Source organism: Nostoc sp. CCY 9925, assembly GCF_963920935.1.
GTDB lineage: Bacteria > Cyanobacteriota > Cyanobacteriia > Cyanobacteriales > Nostocaceae > Nostoc.
This window is the reverse complement of sequence record NZ_CAWUDO010000006.1, coordinates 72996-91981: the sequence shown is the minus strand read 5'-3', so window position 1 is coordinate 91981 and position 18986 is coordinate 72996. Positions and strand designations below refer to the sequence as shown.

Below are 18986 nucleotides of genomic sequence, written 5' to 3'. Positions count from 1 at the left end.
AAGATACAAAAAGCTATACGAAAGCACGAGATAATAGTTGCTTTCATTAGTAGTATTATTGGCTTAATTTTTATAGTAGGTTTGTTCCACGCAATTTGGCTCAACCATCTTCAAATTCGAGAGCTTTGGTTGAACTGATTATCGGTTGGCTTGAATGAGTCTTTATTAACAAGCGTTCCCTAATGCCGATAAAACTAATTAAACTTACAGATATTTTGTTATAAAAGGGAATTGCACCTATGGAGAATAAAAATAATGGCAAAGCTATATTTGTCTTATTTTTAACTGTATTTATAGACTTACTGGGCTTTGGAATTATCCTGCCGATACTGCCTTTGTATGCTGAACAATTCGGCGCAAAACCTAATGAAGCCACTCTACTGGTAGCTATTTATTCTTTAATGCAGTTCTTATTTGCACCATTATGGGGCAGTTTTAGCGATCGCTACGGTCGCCGTCCGATTTTATTACTAACTTTATCAGGTTCTGTAATTGCATACATAGGGTTAGGCATTGCTAACTCATTATGGATTTTGTTTATTGCTCGTAGTCTTGCCGGGATAATGGCAGGGAATATAGCCACTGCTCAGGCCTACATAGCAGATATTACCACTCCAGCTAATCGAGCTCGTGGTATGGGCGCAATCGGAGCGGCTTTTGGTCTTGGCTTTATTCTCGGCCCAGCTATGGGAGGTATTCTCACAGGGCCCGATCCCAACAACGCCAACTTCCATCTCCCGTCCTTGTTTGCAGCTGGATTATCTTTATTAGCATTGCTTTGTGCTTTGATATTACTTCCAGAATCTCTCAATTCTGAGATCAAAGCTAAAATCCAAGCTCATCAACACCATCGACCAAAGTTGAACTGGGTAGAACTTTCTAGGCGTCCACAGTTGTGTATCCTCATTGGCATCTACTTTTTAGTGACCTTTGCTGTTGCAGCTATGGACTCTACATTGGCTTTATGGTCTAAACAAGAATTAAACTGGGGCCCTCAACAAACTAGCTATCTTTTTGCTTTCATGGGGATTGTGAGTACAATCATTCAAGGAGGACTCATCGGCTTCCTTAAAAAACATTTGGGTGAAATCAAGTTACTTTTCTTGGGGATATTTGGATTAGGTTTAGGATTACTCCTAATTGGATTCTCACAAAGTTTAATTTTCTTGTTAATCGCCACCGCACTTGTGGCATGGGGAATTAGTATCACCCAACCAATATTGAACAGCTTGATCTCCCAGATAACAGCCCCAGAAGAACAAGGACAAATATTAGGAATTGCCAGTTCTTCTTCTGCATTAGCCCGCATCGGCGGGCCGACCTGGGCAGGAGCTAGCTTTATGAAATTTGGGAGTTCTGCTCCTTTCTTGAGTGGGTCATTAGTAATTCTGTTAGCTTTGACTCTGAGTTTGCGAGTAACCCAAAGTGTATTTAAACCAAAGGCAGAACGTGTCGCTAGGTAAGAATTCAGAAGATTTTGATACCCAAGCTGAATAATTCTTGGTAACAGCCTGGTACTCAAGTCTCTTAATCCTAAATCCTAAATCTAAAATCTAAAATCCAAAAACAGTATGACTGGCCGTCGAGTATTGTTTATAGGCATCTTTGTCAGCATTCTCCTCACCTACGGAATTTGGGTGGGTGGGAGCATTCCTGCAAGCATCACCAAACTTCCTGACCAAGGAATGAACTGGTACTACTGGAAGCTTCCCAACCCAACTTTTTGGAGCCGAGTCACGGCTTGGGGTATGTACATTGGGCATCAGTTTAGCATCTGGGCGTGTATCTGGTGGGCACAGCAAACGCAGCTGAAATACAAATCAGCCTTGCACCCAATTAATTATTTGATGCTTGGCATTAATGTTACGTTCATAGCTTTACATTTCCTACAAACATATATTTGGTACGATGCTCTGGCTCAAGATACTTCAATTTGGGCTTCCCAAGGTGCGGTTGTACTTCTGCTAGTCTTCGTACTAATTTTAGAAACGCCTCGACGCGGTTTGTTTTTTGGCAATCCTGTCCCATTTCATCAACAGTTTTTGCAAATTATCAAGCTGTACCACGGCTACTTTTTCTCCTTCGCCGCTATCTACACTTTTTGGTATCATCCAATGGAAGCGACTTTGGGGCACTTGATTGGTTTTCTCTATATGTTTTTGCTCCTGCTCCAATCATCGTTGATTTTTAACCGCGCCCATGTCAACCGTTGGTGGACATTTACTTTAGAAATTATGGTACTTTTACATAGTGTAGTTGTGTCTTGGATGTTGGGACAGAACAAATGGCCAACATTTCTTTTTGGTTTTCTTGGCATTATGGTAATTACTCAACTCCACGGTTTACCTTTAGGTATCTGGACTAAACGCACTATCTACGCAGCTTTCTTACTGAGTGTACTGGCCGTTTATGGATTGAGTGAACGCGGCTTAGGCAGAATTTACGAAGTAACCTATATTCCTTTGATTGAGTTTGGGCTAGTTGGTGTGATTTACTTCATGTTCATGCTGTTCTTATGGACAATTTCCCGTTTACCTGTCAAGACGTAATAAATTACTACTATTTGTGCAGCGGGCAAGATGCCCACTCCACAATAAATAGTTAGATAGTTTTGTATTTGGAAGTTCCTAAGCCTTTTTATTAAAGCTATTTCGACGCTGTAGAAACTCTAATGCGTTGGCGTAGTTTCAAAACACCACCGGAAACACCAAAAAGTAATATCGCCAAGGTATAAGTTGGTTCGGGAACTCCAATAATGCTGACCTTATTAATAGCTAAGCCTTGTTGGGGAAAAGAACTACTAAAAACCAGCCGTGAGATGTTTGCCTCATCACTACGAATGCCTAAGAAAAGCGCGGAATTATCCAACAGTAGTGAGGAAGTGCCTTGGGCAAAGAAAGTACCTAAAAGGTTATTGGCGTTATCATAGGCTGAGACAAACGCATCGAATGTAAAGCGATCGTCTACAGCTATTTGAGTCCCAGCACCAAAAACAGGCTTGTCAAAAGTAATGGTGAAAGGCCCGCCGTTACCGTCGGTGGGAAAAGAAGGATTAGGCCCAAAACCTGTTACGTCTATACCTCCGAAGAGAACATAGTCACCATTGGCGAAGTTAGTCCGAATACCAGGAGGAGGTAAAGTTTGAAAGACAAATGGTTTGGTAATCAAAGGATTATTAGTTGGAGCTATATTGACATCCAACCCTAAACCACCTTGAGATGTTGCTGAAAAAGAGTTAGGTAAAAAAGTAGAAAAGTCAGGAGCGACGGGATTGAATACTTTACCTAAACTTAGCCAATCAACTTCATCATTGCCTCCAAAAGTAGCGCGATCAGTTACCAAAAATGTAGCTGCTTTAACTGGTAACGAAAAAACAGTTATTAAAGTTGTAATTGCTGGTAAATATTTGAATGAAAACTTCAATAATTGATTTAACCTAACTGCCACCAAGCTTACTCCTCAATTTTTGAGATTAAGATAAACAAAACAGTATTGTCTATAATTTAGACTTATTTTTTAATATACACACAATTCAGGTTGGTAGTAATGAATTTATCTTACAGTATACAGTGAAAATATTTAAGTTTTATATAAGGTCAAAAGTTACAGCAAATAGCAGCTTGATAATGTATATTAGCTTTTCTTACTTCCCATTTTGAGGACAGTCTGATAAACGCAGTCCAATTTTGTTGCATTGACCTCCAAACATTACAGTTTTTTTGAAGTAATTCAACTACACGACTCAGTACAGACGCGACTAATCAGGCCTGTCTTTGCCTAAGTCTCTAAATAGCTGAAGACAGACGTAAGTTGTGACTAGCAATACTAAGTAATTGTGTTGCAAAAACTTTTTGAAGTTTAGCTGATGAAAGTTGAGACAATTCATGCTTTCTAGCCAAACATCTTTTTTTGCAACACAACTTTTAGGCTGGAATACAAACACAATTACTCATGTCTGTAGGACTATAAATTTGATATTGATGAAGTATTAGCTAGTGGTTCTACAACAAACACACTACAAAAAGCTTTAACTTGCGATCGCCTCGCCAACGGTATCACTTTTTAGACCAACTCAATACTGATATTGGATGAAAGATTTTCCAAAAGAGCGAATTGAGTTCCCAAGAAAGACAAATTACCGCTAGAGGTATCGTAGGAAAAGCCCGCAAGGCTATTAGTACCAAATCCTACTTTAGAAATTTGGATTTTGTCGCTCTGACCAAAGTTGTAATCTTTGATTGTGTCAAGGCCGTCACTGATACTGGCGAAGAAAAACTTATCTGCACCAAAGCCACCTATGAGGCTATCATTACCTTTTCCACCGGAGAGAGTGTCATTACCAAAGCCACCAGAGATAGTGTCATTGCCATCATTGCCGAACAATTGGTTATTTTGTCCATCGCCAGTAATGGTGTCACTTGCGTTTGTGCCTCTAACATTGTCAAAGTTGATTACTGTAAATGGCAATGTCCCTAAACCAGGAACGTTATTGGCAGCCAAACTTTGATTTTGCAGGTCAACAGTGATAGATACCCCAGGCAAAGATGCAGATGCATCTATGGTGTTGTTGGCAACGCTAGCACTAGCAACAATCGTTTCGACTTTAAACAGTTCGTCTTGTCCGAATCCGCCAGCTTTTGTAATTGTGCCGGTACCTGAGAGGGTAATGCTTTTACCTAGTTTGCTGTAATCTGCGGTATCAATACCATCCCCACCATTGATACTGTCATTTCCCTGGCTGCCTTTGAAGGTGTCATCACCTGCGCCACCTGTTAACTTGTCACTACCACTTCCACCATCAATTAAGTCGTCACCACCTCTACCATCAATGGTGTCATTACCAGCGTTACCAAATAATTGGTTAGCTTGTTCATCGCCTTTAATGCTGTCAGCGATGTTGGTGCCTTTAACATTGTCAAAGTTGACCACATTAAATGTTAATGTCCCTAAACCAGGAACATTATTGGCAGAGATAGTTTGGGCTTCTAGGTCAGCAGTGGCAGATACTCCAGGCAAAGAACCAGATGCATCTATAGTGTTGTTGGCAACACTAGCATCAGCAATAACTGTTTCTACCTTAAATACTTGATCCTGTCCGAATCCTCCAGCTTTTGTGATTGTGCCCACCCCTGAGAGGGTAATAGTTTTACCTAGCTTGCTGTAGTCTGCGGTATCAATGCCATCCCCACCATCGATGCTGTCGTTACCGCGACTGGCCTTGAATATGTCGTTGCCGCCATTACCGAACAATTGGTTACTTTGGTTGTCACCGCCAATGATGTCACTGGCATTCGTACCGATGACATTATCAAAGTTGACTACTGTAAATGGCAATGTCCCTAAACCAGGAACGTTATTAGCAGACAAACTTTGGGCTTGCAGGTTAACGTTGATAGATACTCCAGGCAAAGAACCAGATGCATCTATGGTGTTGTTGGCAACATTAGCATCAGCAATAATCTTTTCAATTTTAAAGAGTTCGTCTTGTCCGAGTCCGCCAGCTTTGGTAATTGTGCCGACACCTGAGAGGGTAATGGTTTTACCTAGCTTGCTGTAGTCTGCGGTATCAATACCATCCCCACCATTGATGTTGTCGTTACCTTGGCCGCCTTTGAAGGTGTCATTGCCCGTACCACCTGCTAGGTCGTCATTACCATTTCCACCATCAATTAGATCATTACCACCTCTACCATCAATGGTGTCATTACCGGCGTTACCAAATAATTGGTTCTTTTGTCCATCGCCTTTAATGCTGTCGGCGATATTTGTGCCGATGACATTATCAAAGTTGACTACATTAAATGTTAATGTCCCTAAACCAGGAACATTATTGGCAGAGATAGTTTGGGCTTCTAGGTCAGCAGTGGCAGAAACTCCGGGCAAAGAACCAGATGCATCTATGGTGTTGTTGGCAACATCGGCATCAGCAATAACTGTTTCTACCTTAAATACTTGGTCTTGTCCGAGTCCGCCAGCTTTGGTAATTGTGCCGACACCTGAGAGGGTAATGGTTTTACCTAGCTTGCTGTAGTCTGCGGTATCAATACCATCCCCACCATTGATGTTGTCGTTACCTTGGCCGCCTTTGAAGGTGTCATTGCCCGTACCACCTGCTAGGTCGTCATTACCATTTCCACCATCAATTAGATCATTACCACCTCTACCATCAATGGTGTCATTACCGGCGTTACCAAATAATTGGTTCTTTTGTCCATCGCCTTTAATGCTGTCGGCGATATTTGTGCCGATGACATTATCAAAGTTGACTACATTAAATGTTAATGTCCCTAAACCAGGAACATTATTGGCAGAGATAGTTTGGGCTTCTAGGTCAGCAGTGGCAGAAACTCCGGGCAAAGAACCAGATGCATCTATGGTGTTGTTGGCAACATCGGCATCAGCAATAACTGTTTCTACCTTAAATACTTGGTCTTGTCCGAGTCCGCCAGACTTCGTAATCGTGCCCACACCTGACAGTGTGATGCTTTTATTCAAGTAACTATAGTCTGCTATATCAGTACCATCACCACCATTAATACTGTCATTCCCTTTACTAGCCCGAAATGTGTCGTTGCCACCATTACCAAATAGCGTGTCATTACCATCTCCACCATCGATTAGGTCATTTCCCGTTCCACCAGAGATGTTATCATTACCTCCTACACCGAAAATCTGATCGTCACCACTAGTGCCCGACAAAAAATCATTGTTAGGAGTACCAGCAATAGTCGCCATAATATATACCTTTTGGGTTTGACTGCTCGAATATGTTCGATCAATGTAATACTCGCATATTACAATCAAAAAAGGAATTAATTTCTGGTTAAAAATACTTAAATAACAGTAAATATATTTGCGATAATTTAAAGCTTTAGTAAAGTTGCACTCTCTAACATCAAAAAACCTACGGTTTTTACTTAGATAAATTTGAAAAATGGGTGTTATACATCTGGCGCATTATTTTCTGAATACAAATTTGAATCATGATTGCAACAGTATAGAGTCTACACTAGAGGCCGATTGTGCTGCGATCGCACTGAATATCCCATCCGCTTAAAGACTCGCAGCACAACTGTGGCGCAATCATGGACGTTGGAGACTTATGATTACTGTATTGTTTGACTGAGAATCGTCAGATGCTGTTTGGGGTAAGCGCTGAATTTTCAGGGCAGCAGAGAATTGACTGGTAGTAGGTAAAGATGGATAATTCTTGGTGCGATCGCTTAGTCCATTAAGCACACTACAAAGTTGGCACATTTGTTTAGTTCTTTTTGGTAATGTAGTAGTCATTGAAGAAATCGTGAGCCTGCTGCTTGATTTCCACACTAGTGAAGCCAGCTTCACTCAGCATTTGCACTGCTTTTTCTCGTCCCCACATGGCTCCCAGTCCCATACCGCCTGCTGCTAGGGATACCGTCATGCAGTGCATACAAGAGATGGTGTAAAGAAAAGAGGCAATGGGATTTTCCAGATTGCCATTGACATTAGTTGAGGCGTGGATGTCTTGCATCAGATAAGTTCCATTGGGACGCAGGGCAGTATGAATGTTTCGCAATACAACATCGGGTCTTGCTTGGTCATGCACCGCATCAAAGGTACTAATAAAGTCGTATTGCTCTACTTCGTCGAATGTAGCGGCATCCTTAACTTGAAATTGAATATTGGTGAGTCCTCGTTGCTGGGCTTCAGTAGAAGCAGTGGCGATCGCTTCTTGGGAAAAATCATATCCTGTAAAACGACTGTTGGGAAACAGCTGTGCTAGCTTGTTCAGGGCACGACCACTACCGCAACCTACATCCAGCACATCAATTCCTTGTTGTAGGGCTTCTGTTAAACCAGAAATCAGCGGCAAAATATGTTCCTCTAAAGCAGATACCACAGTTTGCCCGCTATCTTCCGCCATCACTTCATGGAAACGTTTATATTGTGAGTAGGGTACGCCTCCGCCTTTGTGGAAACAATCTACAATCTGGTCTTCAACTGTTCCCAACACCGATATAAATTGAGTAAAAGGAGCAATGTTATCCCCAGGGGCTAACCGTGTCAAGAATGCAGCATGTTCTCGAGGCAAGTAATAAGTTTTTTCTTCCGGATTATATTCAACAAAATTCCCGGTCACCATTGCCCCCAGCCATTCCCGCACATAGCGTTCGTTTAATCCTGCTGCATCAGCAATTTGTTTACTTGTAGACGGTGAGAGTTCTGTTAAAGTATCAAACAGTTTGGTGCGATGCCCAATAGAAATCATCAGTGCCAATCCGCCATTATTGATAATTTCCAGCATCCTCACTGCAAATGCTTCTGCTTTGGTTTGGTCAAAGATTTCAGATGTCATAATATTCTCCTTTTTGAGTATCGATACAGTGTTATTTGCTGCATTTAAATTCAAGTTACCCACAGGAGGGTTGTAAAACTACTTTCAACGCGATTCAGATCCAAAGTATGCTGTCTAGCATTTTTTATCGAGTGTATCGATTATCCAATCTTAGCGATGGACAAATAATTATTAATTCATAATTCATAAATAAATGAATTATTTTCACATCGCCGGTTTCAATAGTTTTAAATCTGATGCAAAGCAAAAGGCAATAGCAAATTAATACTTTTCCTATTGCCCATTCGCCATTCCCTACAGGTAATACTGAGTTGCATTCAATTGGGAGTGTGAGAGGAGATTATAAAAAAGCTTCCTACCCCCTCCAATGCCCAATACCCATTAATTATGAGCTTTCCAATTTGCTAAGTCAGCTAAAGAGCGATCGCGATAGCGTCCATAACGCTCTTGTTTATTTTTGATTTTCGCACCCAATTCGGGAAAAATTCCAAAGTTGGGGGGCATTGGTTGGAAGTGTTTGGGCGAAGCAGAACTAATAAATTCAAATAGCGCCCCCATCATTGTTGTTGCTGGTAAAGCCAATGGTTCTTTACCCAAAGTTAGCCGCGCTGCATTAATTCCTGCTAAGCAACCACCGGCTGCGGCTGCGGTGTAGCCTTCTGTACCAATTAACTGCCCAGCTGCGAGCAAAGTTGGACGCCCCTTAAATTGCAGAGTAGGATGCATCAACTGAGGAGCATTAATAAATGTATTGCGGTGCATTACTCCCAAGCGCACAAACTCGGCTTTTTCTAAACCAGGAATTAGCTGAAATATCCGCTTTTGTTCGCCCCAGCGCAAATTAGTTTGGAATCCTACCATGTTCCAAAGTTGACCAGCTTTATCTTCTTGACGCAACTGCACCACAGCATAGGGACGTTCGTCGGTGCGACTATCTGATAAACCCACTGGTTTAAGGGGACCATAGCGCATGGTATCTTCTCCCCGCTGTGCTAGTTCTTCAATGGGTAGACAAGCTTCAAAAAATTTCGCTGTTTCGCGTTCAAAATCTTTGAGTTCTGTTTGTTCAGCTTTGCAGAGTTCTTCTCGAAACCTCAAGTACTGCTCTTTATTCATTGGGCAGTTGAGATAAGCAGCTTCACCTTTGTCATAACGTGATGCCATAAAGGCAATGTCACGGTTAATCGAGTCTCCCACGATAATCGGGCTAGCCGCATCAAAAAAGCTGAGGTATTCCATCCCTGTAAAGCGGCGCAAATCTTCTGCTAGATCGGGGCTGGTTAAAGGCCCGGTTGCCAAAACCACAATTCCTTCAGGAATAGCTTGCACTTCACCGCGGCCCAATTCAATTAAAGGATGACTGGATAGAGTTTGAGTTAAGTCTTGGCCAAATTGTCCCCGGTCTACAGCTAGCGCCCCGCCAGCAGGAACAGCATGTTCATCAGCTTTGGAAATTACAATAGAACCAAGCTGACGTAATTCTTCGTGCAATAATCCGGCGGCGCGATCGCTTGCCATTGCCCCAAAGGAATTACTACACACTAATTCTGCCAGATGTTCTGTATGATGAGCAGGACTAAAGCGCTTTGGACGCATTTCATGTAAAATCACCGGTACTCCAGCTTGGGCTATTTGCCAAGCTGCTTCTGTCCCAGCTAATCCACCTCCAATTACTTGTATCGGTTGTTTTTCCATAGTTAAATTTTCCAGTTGACCGAACTATATTGAATCATCAGTTAACAGCGATCAGATTTAGAATTTTGTATAGTGAAGTATTAATTCTAGCAGGAATTATAAATTAGATAAAAAAGCGATCGCTTAGTTGATTAACTGGCAAGCGATCGCTGTTTAGGAAAACAAAACTTTTGTAATTTATTTGTCGTGTTACTTGTAATTATTTTCCAACAAAGCGATCGCTCCATTGACCAGCAACTTTGTACCACTCAGATGCATTTAAATGCAGATTAACAGAGTGTCCTGCACGTGGCAGAACATAGACCTGCAACTGTGCCTTAGGCGAATAAAATTGCTTTTCAAATGCTGTCACATTTTCCCGAGTACAGATGTTGTCAGAGCAGAAAAGATTATCTTTTTGTCCAATTACTAGCAAAACTGGAACGGTAATTTTTTTCGAGGTGTCAGAAGTAATAAGTGGAAAAAACGTTGCAGCTTCGCCAGTTGTCAATGTCTGTTTAAGTTCTTCATCTTTATTGATGACTTTTGCATCGGCATTGTACTGCTGATAAAGCAACTGCCCTCGTTTTCCTGGTAAAGTCGTTAGATAACCATCTGGCAAGTTCTTTTCATTGAAGCGTGGGTCAGATTGTGCTGGATATACAAAGTTCGGCAAGCCTTGTAGTTCTGGAGTCAACTTGTGCAAGAATCCAGAAATAATGACCCCATCCACACCGCCATACTTACTTGCCTGTTCAATCACAACAACAGATCCAAAAGAATGTCCGACATTGATGATGTGCTTGAATTTCACATTATTGATTTTGCCATTCCGCAGCGCTTGATTCACTTGATTCAGCACAAAAGCATTAGATTGCACAGTCACTTGGTCTGCTCGAGGACGAGAACTATTGCCAATTCCGATTCTGTCAATGTTAAATGTGGCATAACCAGCTTTTGTCAGAGCCTTCACATAAGAGTAACGCTCTTTTTGGTATGGAAAATTCCAATAATTGCGATTGTATGTAATACCTGAAACTAATACATGAACAGTTCTTTTGTTAAGCGGCTTTTGCCCACAAAGTTCACCATAAATCCGATATTGTTTCGTTCCTCCAGGCGCAAGAGCTACAGGTAAGTAAGTTTTAGAGCAATCTGCTGTAAAATCTACAAGCTCTGATTTTGCAGTTTCAGTGGTAAATGTTTGCAAAAGTAATACGGAGACTCCCATCAAAGATAGGAGACTTTGACGAAAAAATGGTTTCATAATATGCCTGGATAGTGAATTCAATTTTCTTCAAGATTCTAGTTAACTAGTTCTGTTGATACATAAACAATTTTGTTAACTATGCTGCCTGCTAGACTGAGATCAAGTACTACAAATGTAGCTTCACGCGAATTGCTAATATCCAATAAAGGGCGTTGCAGAACAGTGGGATAAATTAGGGCAAGCTGTTCTTGAGCAGCAGAAGCAGGAATGAATTTTGCAAGTTGCTAAATCATCCTACTTTCTATGCAATGCCCAAGAGAGATATTACATATCTGGAATACAGAAAAACAGACTTTCCGTCTAGGGTAGCAGTATCTACCATTAGCTATTCAAAGAAAATGCCTTCTTCACATTTGCTATTTTTTAGACAAAATTATTACTTGCAGCTAACAATAGCAGATTTTGAATCGCACGAGTATGTGCCTATAAAAATATCTACCTTTCTTACTTTTCTTACCTTTCACTATGACTGTCTTTTTGGAAAAGAAAATAGGCTTGATGCATAAGCAACAGATTTAGTTTGTGTATTTAAAATTTCTTGAAATACGCTGTAAATAATATACTGAACGGGGAGCATCCCAATTTTGCAAATTTACCAATTTAGCAGTTCTTCATTGCGAACGCTTCATTTCATTCCACTCGCAATGACAAAATATGTTTTTACACATTTGGGATGCTCCCTACTGAACGTGAGTTATTTTCCTCAGAAATATTAATCAAATATCTAGTTAATAGATAGCCTTTAATACTTATTAATCATTCCTTAACCAATCAGGAATTTTGCGGAGATTGGAGTTAAGCAACAGAAAGTAGTATACTTTTCTGGGTTCTCATGATGCCTATCTAAAGGTTTCATTCAAAAACTAAGAATTTTGGGGTTGCTCTAATGCTAAGTCCTGTACTCACAGTCGGTATATTTCAAAAACAACCCAATCCTAAAGTATTTTCACCAGGCGAAGTCATCTTTGAAGAAGGACAGACTGGTGATATGATGTACGGCATTGTGGAAGGGCAAGTAGATATATCTGTCAATGGAAAGGTTGTAGAAACCATTGATACAGGTGAAGTTTTTGGTGTGGGCATACTTGTAGGGGTGAAAAGTAGAACTTATACAGCTATCGCCAACACGGACTGTAAACTTGCTTTCCTCGATGAAAAAGCATTTCTGTTTGCGGTTCAGGAAACACCAATGTTTGCCATCAAGGTGATGAAAAGTTACTCAGAGCGTCTGAGCAAGTTATTGCATACGCTCTAAAGACTTCCAAATGGATGAGGGAGCGTGGGGAAACGGGGAGTGGGGAGTTAGGAGTAGAGACGTGATTAACCCAAGTCTTTCCAAGAGTTAGGAGTTGGGAATTTTCCCCTCTGTCCCTGTCTCTGCCTCTTTGAGGCAAGGTGAAAAATTTGCTGGAGGTTGGAATGGCGCGTAAACGGTTGATAATTGAAATGGGGATGGGAGTAGATCAGCATGGACAAGAACCGACAGTAGCAGCATCTAGGGCAGTACGCAATGCGATCGCTCATAATGCTTTACCTGGTGTTTGGGAAGTAGCTGGTTTGAGTAGTCCCAATGAAATGATTGTGGAAGTGCAAGTAGCAGTACCATACCCAGAAAAAGTTAGGCAAGAAGAAGTATTAGCTGTACTACCATTTGGTCAAAAAACTCTGACTGTAGAATCTGGAGGAATGGTAGTTCAAGGGCGAGCAATTCCTGAACTCAACGATCGCAATGACGAAATGTTGATTGCGATCGCAGCTGTTACAGTTCTGATCGAAAATGATTAGCTAAAGTAAAAGCTGCAACATTTAATTAAATATCGTATCTAAATAGGAAGATTTCAGTACATTTACATTGTTAATTTTTGAAGTTTTTCTCTAGAAATATTCTATCTCTGGGACTAATAATTTACTGATTTCAAGGTCTAAGATTATAGAAACCTAGAGAAAACTATGTCATTAGAAACAGAGACACTACAGGCTACACCACCAATTTCTACCTTTGAGGAAATTGAGGAAAAGCAAGAATTTAACTGGAGGCAATGCTGGTATCCCGTTACCTTTGTACAAGACTTGCCTGCTAATCGCCCTCATAGCTTTTCCTTGTACGATGAACCCTTGGTTTTGTTCAAAGATCGAAATGGACAGCTTATTTGTTTAGCAGATCGTTGTCCTCACCGTACAGCCAAACTTTCTGAAGGACAAATTATTGACGGCAAAATTGAATGCTTATATCACGGTTGGCAGTTTGGCAGTGATGGTCAATGTCTGCACATTCCTCAATTACCAACAGATGCGAAAATTCCGGTCAATGCTTGCGTGCCATCCTTTAAAGTTGTGGAACGCCAAGGCATGATTTGGGTGTGGGCTGGTGAAAAAGAAACTGCTGTTGATGAAATTATCCCAATTCTGCCAGATTTAGATCGGCCAGGATTCGTGCGTGCAGACTTTATATTAGATCTACCTTATGACCAAACATATCTAGTAGAGAACGTCATCGATCCTGCTCATGTTGCTATTAGCCATGATGGCACCAGGGGTGGTGGTAATCGGAAAAATGCCCAACCACTAGAAATGGAAGTATTAGAAAGTTCGGCTCAAGGGATTCGAGGCAGGTGGCGGGGAATTAACAAATCAAACGAAGCTTGGAAGTATATTGATTTTGTTGCTCCAAGCCTTGTGCTGAACACTGCTTATATTGAAGAAAAAGGTTGGACATTTGGACTAGCTTTGTATTCAGTTCCTTTAGGCAAAGGACGATGCCGTCTTTTAGCTAGAGGTTATCGTAATTTTATGACTTGGGGAGTTAAACTCAGGCCTCGCTGGCTCGATCACTTAAATACGAACAAAATATTGGAGCAGGATTTACCCTTGATTGTTGGACAACAGTCAGAAATTGAGCGTTTGGCAACAAGTCTCAAAGAACTATATTTGCCACTGAAAACATCTGACACATTAGTGATTGAGTACCGCAAGTGGCTAGATAAGTTTGGGTCGTCTTTGCCTTTCTATCAGGGCTATTCCACATGGAAAAATGTTGAAAATGGCGAGTTGAATTCAAAAGCGATTTTGCAAGACAGATTCTCGCGACACACACTTATTTGTAGTTCCTGCAATCGAGCTTATCAAGTCACAAATAGGCTGAAACAAAGCTGTATAGGGGTAGCGATCGCTTTAGCCGGTGTAGCGATACTTGCAGATGATTCTGGAATCAAAATCGCAGCAATATCGTTTTCTCTAGCGGCAGTTGCAATATCCGCTATAGCCCAGAGATTTAAAACATTATTTGAGCGTTCCTACACTCGTCACTAAAATCAGAATTCGGGAACTGGGAACTGCTACGTTAGCAAAGTGCAGTGCGGATTAGGGACATGGTGACTCTGAAACGGAATCGAAATTATTCCCAACGCCTAATCCCTAATCCATAATCTTAGTCATAATGAAGTTAGCGACTCGGCGCTAAACTAGAAATATTGGGATACAAATCTCTGGCAGTAAGTTCAAAAATCAGTTATCAGCGATGGAAAAATCAAAAACAGTTATTCGCAAACATTTTTATGATTTGCAACTGAAAAACTGTTCAACTATTGACTGATTAAATACACTACTAATCGTCACCACTGCTAGTACAATGTCTCCAGAACATAACGAATCACTCCTCCAAGAAATCACCAAACTTAAACTGAAACACTTTGCTGATTTAGTCAGATCTGCACAATTGATTTTCGACCCCACAGCGGGAGTTTCAGGGAGAAATATAAAAATTGACTGGGAACAAGAATTCGGAATTCCCAGTGATGTAGTGAATAATCTGAAATCACTTGGTCAGCAGTATCAATATGCATCTCCTCATGTTCCTGCTGAAGACATTTGGAGTAAATTAACTCCTGAAACTCGTATTTGGTTCGTTGAAAATAAAGATAGATTGTGGCAATTTGAGGAAGTCTTCCCGGCGCTTGATGAAGATTAAAGGAAAATTCCGGATTCAGAATTGTGAATTCTGAATTCCGGAGTTAGACAATTTTAGATTTATCCCACGGATAAATCCAGGGATTTGGGAATCATGTAAAAATAAGTTATGAGTTAGGATCGGTAATTTCTAGGAGTTGCAAACAAAAAATATTCAACTATTCATTTAATTGTGGGGTGGCCGTCTCGCCCGCCCTTGACATCAATGCCAAAATACCCACCCCAAAAAATTAGAGAATACCAATTCAAAATTCAAAATTCAAAATTCAAAATTAAGAAACCTTTGTAAAACAAGGGTTTCTAGATTTGGATCTGTTTCAAACTTTTAGTGAATGGGTGTAAGGGTTGAATTTAAACCTTTTACCTTTCTCCTTTAACCGAAAAGTATTGCTACTGCTCTCACTACACACCCAGAATGCTAACTCTGTTACATTTAATATATGTCCCATTCTTTTTTTATTTGCCATAACTCGTTTAGTTATTCGATACTTCCTTGAATATCGATATCTAGTACCCCGGTTATTACTTATGCTTAATGATAACTAATCTTACATTTATCATCTGTCGTATTATTTTTCCCAATTAGTATTAAATTAATAAAAAAGCTTATATCGATGAATCAAAGCCTCAGTCTTGCTCCCAAGTTAGAAGAACACACTCATAAAAATCCTGTTGTTACCAAAGAACAATTATTTGTAAAACAATTAATTGTTCTTGCCCTGGAAATACTTATAGCATTGCCTGTGGGCATAGCTTTAGCAAAGTTTCACATTGGTGGGATTGCTTGGATATTTGCTGGGATTGCAGCTGGTACAGTGGTTCTCCAAGGGTGTCGAGTTTTGTATGAATATTCTCCCAAACCAAACCGCACTGCTAGAAAAGTTGGAATGGCGCTTGTAGGCTTAACTGTTGGCGCTTCCAATGCTCACGCTAATTTAGCTAATGTTGCTTCTGGTATTCCCATCTTTATTTTTATCACCTTGTTTCTGTTACTAAGTGGCAGTTGCATTGGTTACATTTACTCCCGCGTCAGCAAAACCAACCTATTGACAGCAATGCTAGCTACGGTTCCAGGTGGTGTGGGAATTATGGCAGCGATCGCCGCTGATTACAATAAAGATGTTAGCTTGGTTGCCTTAGTTCAAGCGATTCGCGTTACCTCAGTAGTTTTTCTGTTTCCCTTCATCGCTAGAACATTAGTTGGTAATTCCTGGAATCTGCAAACACTACCTGTCAAAAGTGCTTTATTCAATTTCGATCCATCTCAACTAGGATTACTCTTATTGCTGCTTTTAATCACGGGATTAGTGGTTTATCCAGCTATATTATTTAAAATTCCCGCTGGCGATTTTTTTGGTGCATTGTTAATTGGTATCGGGTTTAATCCTTTGCTCAATTCGCTGCCTTTTGTAAGTGATATTAGCTTTAGTCCACCACCTTTGATTAACTTATGCGGTCAAATGCTGCTGGGAATCACTATTGGTGAATATTGGGGAGACAAACCCAACTTTACCAAGCGGACTGTCGGCTGTGCTTTGATGTCTGTGACAATGACCCTCGCAACTGGAGCGATCGCTGCTATACTTGCCATGCAATTAACCTCTTGGGACTGGTTGACCTGTCTTTTAGTCACAGCACCAGGAGGCTCAGCAGAAATGATCCTAGTTTCCCTAGCACTAAATCATAATGTTGAAATCGTCACAACTGGTCATTTAGTACGACTAATTGCGATCAACAGTTCTTTACCTCTTTGGGTATTTTTGTTTGGCTACCTGGATAAGCAAGTTTCAAAAACAGCTTAATTTAGGGATTGGGGACTGGGGACTGGGGAGATGAAGAAGCACGGGAGACAAATGACCAATGACCAATGACTAATGACTAATGACTAATGACAAATTCGCTTATCCTTTTGTTATCCAGATACAAAGGATGTTTTAGATGGTTGCCCAAATCCAAGAACTTGAAGCGCAGCACTGGGTGAAAACTCGTTCTTCCCTCGACCCTAGCGAATCCACTTTTCTAATCTGGAAAGGTAAAATTTACGCTTTTATTCCCGGCGAGAAAAGACAACTTTTGTTTAAAATATTCGGATTGAGTGTTAGTAGGTGTATTTCCACAGAAGAAGGTAGCTGGGATTTTACTTCTAGGGAACTGACTTACTACCTAAATCCACAAACAGAGGAAGTCTTGAGCAAATGGGAAAATCCTTGGACAGGGGAGACAGTTCCAGTTATCCACGTTGCGAATAATCCAGTGCAGGGAATATTTAAGGGAAATTTTCCTGCACAAGTGGATGGTGACAGTACAACCTTCATTTTTGATATATTCCCCTATTACCCTAATCCCTTAGCAGAAGATCCCAAGTTTGCCGAATACAGCCCACATCCAATTTATCAGGCAGCAGAATTATTTAAATTAACCGTGCCAACGGCAGATTTATTCAATCCAGCACTCAACTCAGTTTCTGAACTGAAACTGGGTTGGGATAGAATTGGTCAATGGCTTCCCTGGATGAAAATGGGCGATCGCCCCGGTCAACTGATCTACAGTGCTATGGGGTGCAAAGTCAATGGCATAAAAGACCTGCCTCAATTCTTGCAAGACGAAATTAATAACCGTATTCCTTTATATAAACAAGCGCCAAAGGGCTTTATTGATGGCGAAGATATGACTTCTTGGTTGTACTTCCAAAAACACTTTCAGGCTTATTTAGCCGGTGAAATCTTCCCACTTCCCCAAGCAGAAGAATTCTGAGTGGGGATTGGGCAATGGGGAATGGGGAGATTATAAAAAAGCTTCCCACACTTCCCATACCTCCCATGCCCTGTTTTGCGATCGCTAAATTGGAGTTAATATGGCTGTTCCCGAACCACAACGAGAACTACTAGAGCAAATTCTGGCAAACTTGAAAACAGATGAACGTTTGCTAGGTGTAGCGATCGCTGGTTCCTATTTAACTGGAGAAATGGATGAGTATTCTGACCTCGATCTAATTATCGTTGTCGATGATGTTCATTATCAGGAAGTTTTACAGGAACGTCAGCTTTTAGCCAGCAAGCTGGGAAAACTGCTGGCTGCTTTTACTGGCGAACACGTTGGCGAACCGAGATTGTTAATCTGTCTCTATGACGAACCTCTCGTACACGTCGATTTGAAGTTTTTGCTTTTAGAACATTTTCAAACAGACCGCATAGAAAATCCTATTGTTCTTTGGGAGCGAGGAAATTTACTAAGCTTGGCTGTTTGTGAAAACCCGCGAAACTATCCACCCCTAAACCGACAGTGGATTGAAGACCGTTTCTGGGTGTGGGTACACTACGGTGCAACGAAATTAGGAAGAGGCGAACTTTTTGAAGTCATTGATTTTCTTTGTTTTTTGCGCGGACAAGTCCTGGCGCCATTAGCCAAAGTCCAAGCTGGACTGCTTCCACGCGGTGTGAGGAATCTGGAAAAGGAAATTCCATCTTTGGTGAGCAATTTTCGTGAGACTATTCCTGCTAAACACGATGCCCAAGAAATTGCGCGATCGCTCCAATATACCATTAGCTTTTACTGCCAGCTTCGCGCTGAATTAAAAACCCCGGAGTTGATTATCCGTTCTCAAGCAGAAGCCGCCTCTAAAAAGTATCTGCAAGCAGTAATAGATAAGTTCAAATAGCTATGGCTAAAAAGATAATTTAGGAAAAGGCGATCGGGTTAAAATTTTGATTTTTCAATGATTTATTTACTAGTTATCGCAGC

General features: G+C 40.9%; 15 protein-coding genes. 9 read left to right on the top strand and 6 right to left on the bottom strand.

Annotation, left to right across the window (positions count from 1 at the left end; genetic code table 11):
* Window positions 1–239 precede the first annotated feature (239 nt).
* Both ACM0OY_RS05120 and ACM0OY_RS05115 read left to right on the top strand, forming a co-directional pair.
* Window positions 240–1463, top strand: a complete 1224-nt coding sequence (locus tag ACM0OY_RS05120) for an MFS transporter (protein WP_414567810.1) — start codon at window positions 240–242, stop codon at window positions 1461–1463.
* A gap of 108 nt (window positions 1464–1571) precedes the next feature.
* Window positions 1572–2549 carry a hypothetical protein gene (locus ACM0OY_RS05115; RefSeq protein ID WP_414567809.1) on the top strand — a complete coding sequence of 326 codons (978 nt, stop codon included), beginning with the start codon at window positions 1572–1574 and terminating at the stop codon, window positions 2547–2549.
* Between the two features lie 97 nt (window positions 2550–2646).
* Here ACM0OY_RS05115 and ACM0OY_RS05110 read toward each other — a convergent pair whose 3' ends face one another.
* The 6 genes from ACM0OY_RS05110 to ACM0OY_RS05085 all read right to left on the bottom strand — a co-directional run bounded on the left by ACM0OY_RS05110 (window position 2647) and on the right by ACM0OY_RS05085 (window position 11276).
* Window positions 2647–3447 (bottom strand): hypothetical protein, encoded by an 801-nt coding sequence (locus ACM0OY_RS05110; protein WP_414567808.1) that lies wholly within the window; start codon window positions 3445–3447, stop codon window positions 2647–2649.
* Between the two features lie 615 nt (window positions 3448–4062).
* Window positions 4063–6735, bottom strand: coding sequence for a beta strand repeat-containing protein (locus ACM0OY_RS05105; protein WP_414567807.1), 2673 nt, complete (start codon window positions 6733–6735; stop codon window positions 4063–4065).
* A 348-nt stretch (window positions 6736–7083) separates the two neighbouring features.
* On the bottom strand, window positions 7084–7257 hold the full coding sequence (locus ACM0OY_RS05100; protein WP_414567806.1) for a hypothetical protein: 174 nt from the start codon (window positions 7255–7257) through the stop codon (window positions 7084–7086).
* Between the two features lie 4 nt (window positions 7258–7261).
* The gene (locus ACM0OY_RS05095; RefSeq protein ID WP_414567805.1) at window positions 7262–8335 is read right to left on the bottom strand and encodes a methyltransferase domain-containing protein; all 1074 of its coding nucleotides are present in this window, start codon (window positions 8333–8335) and stop codon (window positions 7262–7264) included.
* 381 nt (window positions 8336–8716) lie between these two features.
* Window positions 8717–10030, bottom strand: coding sequence for an FADH(2)-oxidizing methylenetetrahydrofolate--tRNA-(uracil(54)-C(5))-methyltransferase TrmFO (gene trmFO, locus ACM0OY_RS05090; RefSeq protein ID WP_414567804.1), 1314 nt, complete (start codon window positions 10028–10030; stop codon window positions 8717–8719).
* 199 nt (window positions 10031–10229) lie between these two features.
* Entirely contained in the window at window positions 10230–11276 is a 1047-nt protein-coding gene (locus ACM0OY_RS05085) for an alpha/beta hydrolase (protein WP_414567803.1), read from the bottom strand.
* A gap of 889 nt (window positions 11277–12165) precedes the next feature.
* Here ACM0OY_RS05085 and ACM0OY_RS05080 point away from each other — a divergent pair.
* The 7 genes from ACM0OY_RS05080 to ACM0OY_RS05050 all read left to right on the top strand — a co-directional run bounded on the left by ACM0OY_RS05080 (window position 12166) and on the right by ACM0OY_RS05050 (window position 18903).
* Window positions 12166–12534, top strand: a complete 369-nt coding sequence (locus ACM0OY_RS05080) for a cyclic nucleotide-binding domain-containing protein (protein WP_414567802.1) — start codon at window positions 12166–12168, stop codon at window positions 12532–12534.
* 164 nt (window positions 12535–12698) lie between these two features.
* Entirely contained in the window at window positions 12699–13064 is a 366-nt protein-coding gene (locus ACM0OY_RS05075; protein WP_414567801.1) for a Lin0512 family protein, read from the top strand.
* A 165-nt stretch (window positions 13065–13229) separates the two neighbouring features.
* Window positions 13230–14588 (top strand): Rieske 2Fe-2S domain-containing protein, encoded by a 1359-nt coding sequence (locus ACM0OY_RS05070; RefSeq protein WP_414567800.1) that lies wholly within the window; start codon window positions 13230–13232, stop codon window positions 14586–14588.
* Window positions 14589–14907: 319 nt separating this feature from the next.
* Window positions 14908–15246 (top strand): hypothetical protein, encoded by a 339-nt coding sequence (locus ACM0OY_RS05065; protein WP_414567799.1) that lies wholly within the window; start codon window positions 14908–14910, stop codon window positions 15244–15246.
* A 613-nt stretch (window positions 15247–15859) separates the two neighbouring features.
* Window positions 15860–17047, top strand: a complete 1188-nt coding sequence (locus ACM0OY_RS05060; protein WP_414567798.1) for an AbrB family transcriptional regulator — start codon at window positions 15860–15862, stop codon at window positions 17045–17047.
* Between the two features lie 136 nt (window positions 17048–17183).
* A complete protein-coding gene (locus tag ACM0OY_RS05055) occupies window positions 17184–17999 on the top strand; it encodes a DUF1838 domain-containing protein (protein ID WP_414567797.1) in 816 nt (271 codons plus the stop codon).
* A gap of 100 nt (window positions 18000–18099) precedes the next feature.
* Window positions 18100–18903, top strand: a complete 804-nt coding sequence (locus tag ACM0OY_RS05050; protein ID WP_414567796.1) for a nucleotidyltransferase domain-containing protein — start codon at window positions 18100–18102, stop codon at window positions 18901–18903.
* Window positions 18904–18986: the final 83 nt, after the last annotated feature.

Excerpts from the sequence above, each read along its gene's own strand:
- ACM0OY_RS05120 (WP_414567810.1), top strand. The coding sequence starts at position 240 with ATGGAGAATAAAAATAATGGCAAAGCTATATTTGTCTTATTTTTAACT.
- ACM0OY_RS05115 (WP_414567809.1), top strand. The coding sequence starts at position 1,572 with ATGACTGGCCGTCGAGTATTGTTTATAGGCATCTTTGTCAGCATTCTC.
- ACM0OY_RS05105 (WP_414567807.1), bottom strand. The coding sequence starts at position 6,735 with ATGGCGACTATTGCTGGTACTCCTAACAATGATTTTTTGTCGGGCACT.
- ACM0OY_RS05100 (WP_414567806.1), bottom strand. The coding sequence starts at position 7,257 with ATGTGCCAACTTTGTAGTGTGCTTAATGGACTAAGCGATCGCACCAAG.
- ACM0OY_RS05095 (WP_414567805.1), bottom strand. The coding sequence starts at position 8,335 with ATGACATCTGAAATCTTTGACCAAACCAAAGCAGAAGCATTTGCAGTG.
- trmFO (WP_414567804.1), bottom strand. The coding sequence starts at position 10,030 with ATGGAAAAACAACCGATACAAGTAATTGGAGGTGGATTAGCTGGGACA.
- ACM0OY_RS05085 (WP_414567803.1), bottom strand. The coding sequence starts at position 11,276 with ATGAAACCATTTTTTCGTCAAAGTCTCCTATCTTTGATGGGAGTCTCC.
- ACM0OY_RS05080 (WP_414567802.1), top strand. The coding sequence starts at position 12,166 with ATGCTAAGTCCTGTACTCACAGTCGGTATATTTCAAAAACAACCCAAT.
- ACM0OY_RS05075 (WP_414567801.1), top strand. The coding sequence starts at position 12,699 with ATGGCGCGTAAACGGTTGATAATTGAAATGGGGATGGGAGTAGATCAG.
- ACM0OY_RS05070 (WP_414567800.1), top strand. The coding sequence starts at position 13,230 with ATGTCATTAGAAACAGAGACACTACAGGCTACACCACCAATTTCTACC.
- ACM0OY_RS05065 (WP_414567799.1), top strand. The coding sequence starts at position 14,908 with ATGTCTCCAGAACATAACGAATCACTCCTCCAAGAAATCACCAAACTT.
- ACM0OY_RS05060 (WP_414567798.1), top strand. The coding sequence starts at position 15,860 with ATGAATCAAAGCCTCAGTCTTGCTCCCAAGTTAGAAGAACACACTCAT.
- ACM0OY_RS05055 (WP_414567797.1), top strand. The coding sequence starts at position 17,184 with ATGGTTGCCCAAATCCAAGAACTTGAAGCGCAGCACTGGGTGAAAACT.
- ACM0OY_RS05050 (WP_414567796.1), top strand. The coding sequence starts at position 18,100 with ATGGCTGTTCCCGAACCACAACGAGAACTACTAGAGCAAATTCTGGCA.